This is a genomic window from Bartonella sp. AP150HLJHH, from assembly GCF_042196385.1.
Classification (GTDB): domain Bacteria; phylum Pseudomonadota; class Alphaproteobacteria; order Rhizobiales; family Rhizobiaceae; genus Bartonella.
Window position 1 is genome coordinate 188,736 of record NZ_JBHIQC010000001.1, and the last position, 12,143, is coordinate 200,878.

General features: G+C 36.7%; 12 protein-coding genes. 3 read left to right on the forward strand and 9 right to left on the reverse strand.

Annotation, left to right across the window (positions count from 1 at the left end):
• Positions 1 to 956: 956 nt before the first annotated feature.
• Positions 957 to 2,156, reverse strand: coding sequence for a radical SAM family heme chaperone HemW (gene hemW / locus ACFING_RS00720; protein WP_375629182.1), 1,200 nt, complete (start codon positions 2,154 to 2,156; stop codon positions 957 to 959).
• Positions 2,153 to 2,800: an RdgB/HAM1 family non-canonical purine NTP pyrophosphatase gene (gene rdgB / locus ACFING_RS00725; RefSeq protein ID WP_375629186.1), complete on the reverse strand. Its 648-nt coding sequence runs from the start codon at positions 2,798 to 2,800 to the stop codon at positions 2,153 to 2,155. The genes hemW and rdgB overlap by 4 nt, the downstream gene beginning before the upstream one ends.
• A 513-nt stretch (positions 2,801 to 3,313) precedes the next feature.
• Between rdgB and hrcA the strand changes: the two genes are divergently transcribed.
• The gene (gene hrcA, locus ACFING_RS00730; RefSeq protein ID WP_375629189.1) at positions 3,314 to 4,384 is read left to right on the forward strand and encodes a heat-inducible transcriptional repressor HrcA; all 1,071 of its coding nucleotides are present in this window, start codon (positions 3,314 to 3,316) and stop codon (positions 4,382 to 4,384) included.
• Between the two features lie 134 nt (positions 4,385 to 4,518).
• Positions 4,519 to 5,181: a nucleotide exchange factor GrpE gene (gene grpE, locus ACFING_RS00735; protein WP_375620861.1), complete on the forward strand. Its 663-nt coding sequence runs from the start codon at positions 4,519 to 4,521 to the stop codon at positions 5,179 to 5,181.
• A gap of 106 nt (positions 5,182 to 5,287) precedes the next feature.
• Here the strand turns inward: grpE and thpR are convergent, their stop codons facing one another.
• The 6 genes from thpR to ACFING_RS00765 form a co-directional block, all read right to left on the reverse strand.
• On the reverse strand, positions 5,288 to 5,827 hold the full coding sequence (gene thpR, locus ACFING_RS00740; RefSeq protein WP_375620860.1) for an RNA 2',3'-cyclic phosphodiesterase: 540 nt from the start codon (positions 5,825 to 5,827) through the stop codon (positions 5,288 to 5,290).
• Positions 5,828 to 6,455: 628 nt separating this feature from the next.
• Entirely contained in the window at positions 6,456 to 6,749 is a 294-nt protein-coding gene (locus ACFING_RS00745; protein ID WP_012754483.1) for an HPr family phosphocarrier protein, read from the reverse strand.
• A 17-nt stretch (positions 6,750 to 6,766) separates the two neighbouring features.
• Positions 6,767 to 7,165 carry a PTS sugar transporter subunit IIA gene (locus tag ACFING_RS00750; protein ID WP_375611386.1) on the reverse strand — a complete coding sequence of 133 codons (399 nt, stop codon included), beginning with the start codon at positions 7,163 to 7,165 and terminating at the stop codon, positions 6,767 to 6,769.
• Between the two features lie 136 nt (positions 7,166 to 7,301).
• Positions 7,302 to 7,766 (reverse strand): HPr kinase/phosphatase C-terminal domain-containing protein, encoded by a 465-nt coding sequence (locus ACFING_RS00755; protein ID WP_375611387.1) that lies wholly within the window; start codon positions 7,764 to 7,766, stop codon positions 7,302 to 7,304.
• Between the two features lie 23 nt (positions 7,767 to 7,789).
• Positions 7,790 to 9,574: a stimulus-sensing domain-containing protein gene (locus ACFING_RS00760; RefSeq protein WP_375629192.1), complete on the reverse strand. Its 1,785-nt coding sequence runs from the start codon at positions 9,572 to 9,574 to the stop codon at positions 7,790 to 7,792.
• A 39-nt stretch (positions 9,575 to 9,613) separates the two neighbouring features.
• A complete protein-coding gene (locus ACFING_RS00765; RefSeq protein ID WP_005774392.1) occupies positions 9,614 to 10,336 on the reverse strand; it encodes a response regulator transcription factor in 723 nt (240 codons plus the stop codon).
• Between the two features lie 386 nt (positions 10,337 to 10,722).
• Between ACFING_RS00765 and lysM the strand changes: the two genes are divergently transcribed.
• Entirely contained in the window at positions 10,723 to 11,178 is a 456-nt protein-coding gene (gene lysM, locus ACFING_RS00770; RefSeq protein WP_375606145.1) for a peptidoglycan-binding protein LysM, read from the forward strand.
• Between the two features lie 110 nt (positions 11,179 to 11,288).
• On the opposite strand, the gene ACFING_RS00775 is transcribed toward lysM, so the two are convergent.
• Positions 11,289 to 11,843, reverse strand: a complete 555-nt coding sequence (locus ACFING_RS00775) for a copper chaperone PCu(A)C (RefSeq protein WP_375611390.1) — start codon at positions 11,841 to 11,843, stop codon at positions 11,289 to 11,291.
• Positions 11,844 to 12,143 lie beyond the last annotated feature (300 nt).

Genomic DNA, 12,143 nt, shown 5'->3' on the forward strand with positions numbered 1-12,143 from the left:
GTAGCAGCACGTTGATTTCTTTAACCAAAGATTGTCCTAGTATTATTCTCAATTTTTTAATTAAATAACCTTAAAGGACGGGTACAGACACTTATAAGCATATACGCATACAAGTAAGATCATATGAGATTAACATCGTTTCGCTCGCTAACAAAGCAATACCGATTCATATTTAGTATATTTGCCATTTGAGCACATTATTTGTTTAGTAAAGCTCATGATGTTGCTGTTACCTATAAATTAATACGATCATACAGCCGCGTATCTCAAATAAATATTGGTTCAGTATTTTTTGCGATAACAGCTTTTATATGACAGAATAGGATAAAAGCATTGTGTATATCTATTTTTTGTAATCTCTGAAACAGACATACAACCACAACCTGATTGAGGGGAAATATAAAGGTATAAAGGTGAAAATCAGCGTTCTTTTTTACTTTCTCTTTTATTCAGCTTTACGGTTTTCAAAATTATCTAGAGTAATATCTTTTTAAATAATCAGAAATTGATGCATGGTTTCATGTTTATTTCTCTGGTTCTTTTAATGGTGCCACGATTTCATAAAGAAAAAATACATTATCGTATTATGCATTCACGTACTTGTTTTAAAGAAATTTTCTTAATGTTTGTCACATTTGTGCTACTACGGTGCTTATGAATGTTGTAATATAAAATCTATAATGCCTCCCCATCTTTATGTTTATGAAAAATAAAGTTAGAGCACCATACACTTTCTAGCTCAAAATATTACAATAGCTTTTAGCACTTAAGAGTGTTCATAAGAGGCCTTTTTACTCCTTTTTTATAGTTTTTATCCACATGCTTCTCTATTTTTAAGGTGTAAGCAAATGGCGATAACTAACTTGCTATAAATAGTTTTGAAATGAAAGAATCTCACAATATTCTAGTCTCACCTTGCTATGAAAAATGATAATAAGTATGTTGTTATAAAAATTTTAATTTGCGAGTTGGCTGATGATGTGATCAAGAACAATACGTCCTTTGGCTGTTGCTTTTAAGCGTTGGTTATCGACCATTTCTATCAATTCTTGGTGTTGTAACTCGATCAGTTTTTCCATAGGGATGCGTTTGGGACTTAAGGTTTCATAGCGTATAAGTTCTAAGCCTTCGCAAAGGCGTAATCCCATAAGGAGCATTTCATTTGCCTGTTGTTCAGTGGTTAAATGTTCCGTTTCAATACAGCCATGTCCTGTTGTTTCTACCAAATTAAGCCACTGTTCGGGATGCTTTTCATTTATTGTGACATAACGTTCGCGGTTTTCAAGGTGTGATGACAATGTTTTTGAACAGAAAGAGGAATGATTCGGTGTATGCTCAATGAAACGTCCATGTGCTCCTGGACCAAAGCCTGCATATTGGTGATAACGCCAATAAAGAAGATTGTGTGCTGATTCGGCACCGGGCATTGCATGGTTTGAGATTTCATAGGCAGGAAGTCCATGTAGTGCCGTTATTTCTTGAGTAAGATGATACAGATCTGCTGCTAGCTCTGATGGGGGAAGGATAAGTTTTCCTGCATCATGAAGGCGTTTAAAGGCGGTTCCTTCTTCGATCGTCAATTGATAAAGAGAAAGATGGTCTGCTGCCAAATCAATTGCTTGGGAAATTTCAGATTTCCATTCTTCGAGGGTTTGTTCGGGGCGGGCATAAATGAGATCAAAGGATAAACGTGGAAAAATTTGTCGTGCTAAAGCAATGGCACAAAGAGCTTGTTCCACATTATGGAGTCGGCCAAGTTTGCGCAATGCTTTATCATTGAGCGCTTGTATTCCTAGAGATAAGCGATTAACACCTGCCGCACGGTATCCACGAAAGCGCTCTGCTTCCACACTGGATGGATTAGCTTCTAATGTAATTTCAACTTTATCATCGACTACCCATTTTTTTGCAAGTGCTTGCAATAGGGCATCGACAGTTTGTGGCTCCATAAGAGAGGGGGTTCCTCCACCAATAAAAATACTTGTAATATGGCGTGGTCCTATTTTGTGGTATTGCGTTTCTATTTCGCGCTTAAAGGCGGTGACAAAACGTGGTTGATCAACACCATGGATGCGAACATGCGAATTAAAGTCACAATAAGGACATTTAGCTGCACAAAAGGGCCAATGAATGTAAATGCCGAAAGGTTCATTCATGAGAATGCTAAAAGGTTTTCTGCTAAAAGTTTGAAAGCACGTGCGCGATGTGAAAGAGGGGGAAGATCATTGCGTTTCCAGTTGTGTTTTTGTTCTGTTGACATTTCTCCAAAGGTATTTTCACATCCATCTGGTAAAAAAATAGGATCAAAACCAAAGCCTTTATCTCCCCGTGGAGGCCAAATGAACGTTCCTTCAACGCATCCACGGAAGTAATCTGCATGAGCATCAGGCCATGCAATGCAAATGACGGATATAAAACGGCATTTCCGTTGACTTTTTTCTCGTGCTCCGACTTTTTGGAGTTCATTTTCTATTTTTTTCATAGCTTTTGGAAAATTACGTGTACCATCGGCTTGAATTGCCCAATCAGCGGTATAAACGCCTGGCGCACCCTCCAATGCATCTACCTCTAAGCCTGAATCATCAGAGAGGGCAGGAAGTCCTGTTTTTTTTGCTGCTGAAAAAGCTTTAATATAAGCATTTTCTTCAAATGTTTTTCCCGTTTCTTTTGGTTCTGGCAAGCCTAGTTCTTTTGCCGATTGTATTATTAAACCGAAAGGCGTAATTAAAGTAGTGATTTCATGCAATTTTCCAGTGTTATGTGTAGCAATGACAAGTTTTTTATCTGCTATGCTTCTCATATAGATTTCTCCAAAAATGAAAGGGGAATTATTTTTGTGCTAAAAAACGGTTTAAATGCTCATATACACACATTCTGCTTGATTTCACATAATATGATTATTTTACACGTTTTATGATATTTTATTCCAATAAAATTTTTTATCTTGCACGAAGATAACCTTGCAAAGATAGGGAAGACATGTCTTTTTTATGATAGCATTTTATGGTAAACTTCCAATTTTCTGCTTGCTCTAAAGGGTGAAATTTTCTATTTACAGCGATTTTTAATCAATCTAGATTCTCTTGACAAGTCCCTACAGCAGACCACTTTACAGATCAATTCTTAATCTTAAATATTTCTCACACACTCTAACAAAAATATTTCCTGCGTAATTTATCAAGCATCACTCTGAAAGGTAGCATTTTACAGCTCAATAGGATAATATGTTTTTATACTACTTTAGACTATTTGACCAAACCTTGGCAAAACTTATATAAGAGATGAGGATTTTAAAAGTAGTGAAACAGTTGTGATGAAGCACAAAACTATTGATAATGAACTAAAATATCTTGATGAACGTTCGCGTGATATTTTTCGCCATATTGTTGAAGCTTATCTTAATGATGGTGAACCTGTAGGATCACGTAATCTTTCGCGGCTTTTACAACAGACATTATCGCCTGCGACGATTCGCAATGTGATGAGTGATCTTGAACATCTCGGTTTGATTTATGCACCACATGTTTCTGCGGGTCGAATGCCAACACAATCAGGTTTACGCTTTTTTGTTGATGCATTTATGGAAGCGGGTGATTTGCCAAACGAAGAGCGAGAAAATATTGAAATGCAAGTCAAAGAGGCTGGTCATGCACAATCGGTTGAACATTTTCTTGTTCAAGCAAGCCGAGTTCTTTCAGATCTTTCACGTGGGGCAGGGCTTGTTTTAGCAACAAAACAAGAAGGAACATTGAAACATATTGAATTTGTGCGCCTTGATAGGGAGCATGCTCTTGCCGTTTTGGTGACTCAACAAGGTGAAGTTGAAAATCGTATTGTTCATTTACCGGAAGGGGTTACTCATGCACAATTGACGGAAGCAACGAATTTTCTCAATGCCCATATCCAAGGGCGTACATTGAGTGAAGCTAAAGGGGAAATTGCCCGCTTATGCGCAGAAACACGGGCTGCACTTGATGATTTATCGCATCATCTTGTTGAAACGGGATTAGCTCTTTGGGGAGGAGAAGGTGCTGATCATAAAATACACCTCATTGTTCGCGGGCGTAGCAATTTACTTGAAGATGTGAAAGCAGAAGAAGATTTAGAACGATTACGCCATTTGTTTGATGATCTTGAAACGCGTGAAAGTATGGCACAACTTCTCGATTTAACGGATGAAGGTTCTGGGGTTAGAATTTTTATTGGTTCAGAAAATAAGTTATTTTCACTTTCTGGTTCTTCTTTAGTTGTAGCACCTTATCGTGATTCACAACAAAGAGTCATTGGTGCTTTAGGTGTTATTGGTCCTACACGGCTTAATTATGCAAGGATCGTGCCCATGGTTGATTATACAGCTCAACTTGTGTCACAGTTATTGCGTTAAAACGATGCAAGTAAGTATTTGTACTATAAAAGCTCATTGTATTATATAGTATTATATACATCGATACCCCTTGATTTTTGTCTGTAGAATTTCGATATCGAGAATAACGAATCTTATGAAGGAATAAAATTTTTATGTCTGATGAAAAAAACAAATTTACTGACGCTTCATTTGAAAATTGTGATTTAAAAAATCCAGCTGATCGTAATACACTTAAACAGGCAGCCGATGAATTTTTAAAAACACATAAAACAGAGGAACACGAAGTCGTTGAAACAGAAAGCAATGAGGTTAGTGATCTTTTAGCGTCTTTGCAGGATGAAAATAAAGAACTGAAAGATCAGCTTTTACGTCTTGTTGCAGATATGGAAAATCTTCGACGCCGTACTATGCGAGATGTGGCGGATGCAAGAGCTTATTCCATTGCTAATTTTGCACGGGATATGTTATCGGTTTCTGACAATCTCAATCGTGCTTTGGAAGCTATTCCAGAAGGTGCACGGGAGAGTGATGCTGGTTTGAAATCATTGGCAGAAGGCGTTGAAATGACTGAACGTGCCATGATGGCAGCATTAGAACGTCATGGGGTGCAAAAAATTCATCCAGAGGGGCAAAAATTTGATCCTCACTTTCATCAAGCGATGTTTGAAATTCCCAATGCTGATGTTCCAGATAATACTGTTCAACAAGTGGTTCAGGCAGGTTATATTATCGGGGAAAGGGTGTTACGTCCAGCTATAGTGGGTGTAGCCAAAGGAGGAGCAAAAGAAACTTCTGTTGAAGATGATTCGGCTTAAAACACATCAATAACAAACCTCTATCGTAAAATGCAGTATTCCCTGCAGTTTCATATATATAGGGTCTTTTCTCAAAGAGTTTTTAAAGGGTGTGACAAACACCCTTTTATTTTTGAAGTGGCCAATTTCCTTTTACAACATACACGGCATCGCTTGAGGGAAATGGCGATGAAAATAAAACAAAATGATCAACCTCAAAAGGAGGAAATGAAAAATTCCTTCGAAAGAACAGATAAGGAACAAGGTCTTCAGGTTTAGTATCAAGCAGTCGCGCAATAGTAATATGTGGAGTAAATTCTCTTTCATCAGGTGTTAGACCTAAATGGCTACGGATAGATTGCATCTTTTCGTGTAGAAGATTGAGAGCTTTACAAGGTTTAATGCGAATAACAAGAGAGGGGGCAGTATTTTCTGAACCAAAAATATCAAAACCATCTATTTGTAGCATAAAAGGAGAGAGCTTTATTGTGTCAAAGGCGTGCATAAGTATATCTGCGGTAGAACTTTCAACTTTGCCAAAAAAAGATAAGGTGACATGAAAATTTTGCGAATTAATCCACTGCGTATTTGGTAAGCCACTTTGCAACGACACAAGTTGTTGTGTTGTTTGTTGAGGAATTTGAAGGGCACTAAATAGACGACCCACAATATTACCTCTTTACAATGAAAAGATGCCACTCCAAGCACAATGATAGATAACGAGAGTGAGTTGTCTACCAAAGAACATAAGGCAATAGTATAGAAAAATAATGTTTAAAAAATGCTTACCATAATTATGAATATACACAGCTTATTTGTTTTAAGAAAATGGTTATGATATTGATAAGAATTGCGTTTTCAGGATCTGTATCACAATGATGTGCAATGGAAGATTACTTGTGTATTATAAAGGCTACAAAGTTAGCAGAAAATAAGAAAAGTTGATAGATTTTTGATGTGCGAAATTATTTTGACATTTATCTTTAGCCTAAAATAAAGCATACTTTAATACAAGGTAAAGAGTTCTCTTTTCTGTAAAAATTTAATTATATGATTAAGTCGGGGAATAGCCATAATACGCAAAACTATTCAAATTGGTCAAATAATGTTAGGAAAGGAAGAAAAAAATCGAGCATAACAAAATTATTATAAGCTTTTACATTTATGATAATTATGCCAATCTATAATGGATATGAATATTTGTATAAAAGCGGGAAGAGAAATTAAAATTCAAAATAATGATGGAAAGTTCCTATTTTCTAAGAATTATCATCTTTGTTTATGATGAAAAAGCACTAGTTTTCCTCTCCAAAGTTGTTATTGATGAGCTTTTCAAGAGCATTAAGAGCATCTGTTGCTTCTGGTCCTGAAACACGAATGGTGAGGTTGCAACCGGATGAAGCCGCTAGCATCATAAGTCCCATAATTGATGATCCGCCAACAATTTTCCCGTCCTTTTCAACTTCAACAGTAACATTAAAATTGTCAACAGTTTGTACAAATTTTGCAGAAGCACGTGCATGTAACCCACGTTTATTACAGATATTGAAATGACGACTTATACATGGGAGGGTATCTTTGGAAAACATTGGTATTTTATTATCCGCTATAAAATCATACTTGGTACATTAATATATTTACGCCCTGCTTCTTGTGCTATTCTTAACGCGTCTGATAATGAAATATCAGGACATTTGCGAATAGAAATCAGTTTAATAAGCATGGGCAAATTAACACCCGCAATCATTTCAACGCGTCCTTTTTCAATAGCAGGAATAGCTATATTTGATGGTGTTCCACCGAACACATCTGTTAATATGATGACGCCATGATCCGTATCTGTATCGGTTACTGCGGCTATAATATCACCTCGGCGCTGATCTATATCGTCATCGGGATAAACGCATATTGTTGCGAACTTTTCTTGTACTCCAACAACATGTTCCACGGCATGTAAAAATTCGACAGCCAGCTCACCGTGCGTTACAAGCACGAGTCCAATCATTTACGCAAACTCCTGTTAACTAATAAGACCCAACCATAGTTGGTGGGAAAGACATTGTACAAGGCTTTATCTTGCTGCCAAGAAAAATTTGCAAAAAAAAGGCAAAAATTGTGATTTTTTTATCTTTAGAAAAAAATTAGACAGATTTTTGCCATATTTTTCTAAACAAAAATGCTTCAATAGCTTGACAAATGGCTGTACAATCGGCTTCACGAAGAGAGGGAAGTTTTAAAAGAGGAATGTGCAAATTTTCAAATTGAAAAGTTTTATTTGTGGAAAAACGTTCATATTCCGGACCGAGAAAAATAACACAATCGATAGTTGTGTGCTTTTCAAATTCTATCATATAAAGACCAACGCCACGAATCTCGATGCCGCCCTCTAAATTATCAGGAGTGTATCCGTGAAGCTTTCCATTTTCCGCACGCAACATTGTATAATCATCACTGATAAGCTTCGCTTCACGTTTTGACCACTCAGCGCGGTCAAGCAAAGAAAGGGTGATGGTTGATTTTCCTGATCCGGATGGACCTATAATTAACAGCCCCTTGCCGCCTAGTTGAAGGCAATTTGCGTGGAGTATTTCACATTTTGTTTTCATGTCTTTTACTTTGGATAAAAGATTTATTTAGCAAGCGGAAGCATGATAGTAAAACGTGCACCAGTTTTACACTTCCCAAGTGTAGGATCAATAATATTTTCGGCTGTAATTGTCCCATTATGAGCCTCGATGATTTGCCGACTAATAGAAAGGCCAAGTCCAGAGTTTTGTCCAAAAGCATCTTCATTTGGTCGATCTGTGTAAAAACGTTCAAAAATTCGTTCAATATTTTCTGAACGAATACCTGGGCCATTATCTTCAATGGTTAAAATAAGGGTTGAAGCATGGCTTTTCATAGTAATGCAAATTTTGCCACGATTCCGAGGAATAAAAGAACGCGCATTTTCAAGAAGATTTGAAATCACTTGTCCTAAACGAAGTTCATGTCCCAATACAAGATAAGCTTTTCCATGAGGACGTGGGACAATATTAAGGCTTATATCAATAGTTTGCGTATTACGATACACTTCCTGAACAGCATGAACAAGACTTTCCAAAAGCGGTGTCATATCAACAATCTCTGCGGTTTCTCGTGCAAGCTCTGCATCGAGTCGCGATGCATCAGAAATATCTGTAATCAACCGATCAAGGCGGCGCACATCATGTTGAATAATTTCCAGCAATTTTTCTTGTGCTTCTTCATTTTTAGCCAGAGGGAGCGTTTCAACAGCACTGCGTAGGGAGGTGAGAGGATTTTTTAATTCGTGGCTTACATCAGCAGCAAAACGTTCAATGGCTTCAATACGCATATAAAGGGCATTGGTCATATCACGAATAGAAGTTGAAAGGTGACCAATTTCATCTTCACGCATTGAAAAATCAGGAATTTCTACACGCTGATTATTGCCATTACGCACTCGATTAGCCGAGGCAGATAATTTACTTAATGGATGGGCAATCGTATGGGCCAAAAAGAGAGAAAGAACCAAAAGTACGCTACCTACAACGGCAAAAACTTTAAAGATAACCAGTCTTTCGCCTTTTACAATGTTATCAATATCGGAACCAGTGGTTGAAAGAAGAAGAGCTCCAACCACTGCGCGATAGCGTTGAACAGGAACGGCAACAGAAACAATTAATTGCCCTTGTCTGTTGCGTCTTTTAGCCGTAGCAAGAGATCCGTTTAATGCGCGGTACACTTCTGGATAAGCAATACCACTGGTTTTTGTTTGTTCTCTGTCAAGAGCAATACCTTTGCCATAAAATGCGTTTGAATACCATGAAGTAAGGCGATCCCACATGTTTTGTTCTGTTTTAAGTGGGGGTAAATCATAACTAAAAACTTCTCCACTAGAATAAAGAACGCGCGAATCAAGAAGGAGAGTAGCATCACGATCATAGATACGTGCTCTTGTCGTTTTAGGTGTAATAAGACGCCGTAAAAGAGGGGCAACTTGCTCAGGGTTAATAGGAAAATCCCAAGAATCGGTTGATTGAGGAGCGGGTGTAACGCTTTCACCAGTCTGTAACTCTAAGAGTTTTTGAGGGTCAATGAGGATAGAATTTGTATCTACTGTTGCAGAAGCAGCAATAGCCCCAGCAATAATTTTTCCTTGGGTACATAAACTTTTGATTTTTGCTTCAATTAAACCATCGCGAAATTGGTTAAGGTATAAAATGCCTGTAACTAAAACGGCAAGAGCAGCAATGTTTAATATAACAATGCGACGTGTGAGGCTGGAAAAAAGCAATTGTCTAAAGAGACGTTGTGTTCGAAGATGCAAACGAGCGAACATAAGAAATGGCGTTGAGGATGTACCATTAACGGTTGTTTTTTGTAAAGTTTCCAGTTGAGAATTGTCTGTCATCGATTTGATTGCCATTCAAATTTTTGCGACAAAGTAGTTTTATACCTCGTGGAAACGATAACCTACACCATAAAGTGTTTCAATCATTGCAAAATCATCATCCACTTGTTTAAACTTTTTACGCAGACGTTTAATGTGACTATCAATGGTGCGATCATCTACGTAGACTTGATCACTATAAGCAGCATCCATTAAAGCATCACGACTTTTTACAACTCCTGGTCTTTGTGCTAAGGTTTGCAGAATCAAAAATTCCGTAACGGTTAAAATAACAGGTTTATCTTTCCATGTACAGGTGTGGCGTTCTTGATCCATCACAAGATCTCCACGTTTGAGAGAAGAGGTGGAAGAAGTTCCTGTAGAAAGCGGTTGGTTACGTGCATTAGAACGGCGTAAAATAGCTTTCACGCGTTCAATAAGAAGACGTTGGGAGAAAGGTTTAGTAATAAAATCATCAGCTCCCATTTTGAGACCAAATAATTCATCAATTTCATCATCTTTAGAGGTAAGAAAAATAACTGGAAGATCAGATTTTTGACGCAAACGACGCAAAAGTTCCATCCCATCCATTCGGGGCATTTTAATATCAAAAATAGCTAAGTGTGGAGGGTGAAGTGTGAGACCCTTGAGTGCAGATGCTCCATCTGTATAGCTTTCAACCCGATATCCTTCTGTCTCAAGCGCAAAAGATAAAGATGTCAAAATATTGCGATCATCATCAACAAGTACAATCGTTTGTGTGATTGTTGGTGTATCTTTCATGGTTTCTTAGACCTTTCTATTGCTGTGGTAGCAAATTACCCACACTTATTTATATGGGAGTTCATATTTTTTTTGCAAAACAAATATGATACAAATTGTAGCAAAGTAAAAAACCTTTTGTCATTACTGTAAAATCTTGTTTTGCTTTCATAATTTATAATGTTTCTACGTCTATTAAGATCCCTTCATTTGAGAGAAAATTTTCATAAAGGCTTTTTTTATCAAGGTTTATTACAAAGTTTATTATTGTATTTGTCTCATAATTGAACAGATGTAGTTTTGATTGTTGAAGTTTAGAAAATCTGCCTATGTGTTTTAAGAGCAAAGAAAAGAATGTGGCAATATATGCACAAAAATTTGTTTCTGCTACACGAAAGGAGGTCGTAATGGGATTTTTTAATTTTATTAAAACTGTAGGGGAAAAGTTAGGTATTGGGGACCATGAACCAAAAGAAAAGGATTTTAAGAGAGCATTTGATCATTTTCAACTCGGTACAGAAAAAGTCAATATTCAAGTTGAAGACGGTAAAGCTATTTTAAGCGGTGAAGTTCCAGATAGGGAAACACTTGAAAAAGCACTGCTGGTTGTTGGCAATTCACAAGGTATCTCTTCTGTAGATGTTGATCAATTAAAGGTTATAGATACAACGCCTAGAAAAACTTCTCGCTTTTATGAGGTTAAATCTGGTGATAATCTTTGGAAAATTGCTGAAGAGGTTTATGGAAAAGGGCAAGGTAATAAAAACACATTTATTTTTGAAGCCAATAAGCCAATGCTAAAATCTCCCGATAAAATTTATCCTGGACAAGTTTTACGTATTCCTGAAATTGACCATAGTTAATTCATCAAAGGGGATAATTTTTTACTGATGGCATAAAACAAAAAATAAAGAAGCGTAAAAAATTTCACGCTTCTTCATTTTATAAAGTGTGTATTTATAATAAAAGGAGCTTAGTGAACAGGAGAGGATTTAGAAGGTGATGGTACTTTCATAGCGTTTACAGAGAAATCAACATCAATGGTTCCTGCTTTCTCAAATGTTAATTTTGCGCTAATTTTATCACCTAACTTAAATGGTTGTGAAAGCCCCATGAACATAATATGATCACCGCCAGGCTTAAGCGTGATTTCGCCATTTCCCGGAATTTCAATGCCATTGTGCATTTTTTCCATTTTCATAATATCATTAACGACAGCCATAGAGTGTATCTCCGTTGTTTTTACTCCGTTTGTGGAAATAGAAACCAAACGGTCTGGGGTATTACTGTGATTGATAATGTAGAGATAACCGCTACCAACTCTTATACCTCTAGGTGTTTCGCGTGTCCAAGGATTGAGAATTTCTATGTCGCCAAGTTTATATTGCTGAGCACCTGCTGGCAGGGTTATACCAGCAAAGAGAAGAGCACACACGATATTTATGATAACCTTTTTGTATGGATATTGTGTATGTATTATATTCTTAAAGATGAGATTTGTTATTTTCTTAATAATAGATGTCATCATTGATTTACCCTCCTTCATAAGATTCACACTTTGAATATTTTTATTTTAGCAGAGCTTTTATTTAAAATAAAAGAAAGAAATGCTAAAATGAAATTGATTTTAATATAAAAATCATAGAATTCTTGAAATTTAAAAGAAGACAGTAAGATTTACAATGACAACACACCTCTTAACGCTTCCGTGTTCATCTCATAAATAGTATTTGCAAATGGTATAAAATCTATGATGCACTACTGTTTTACTTAATGAAGATATAATACAGAACAATCATCAACCACTTTACCAATTTTTAATATTATG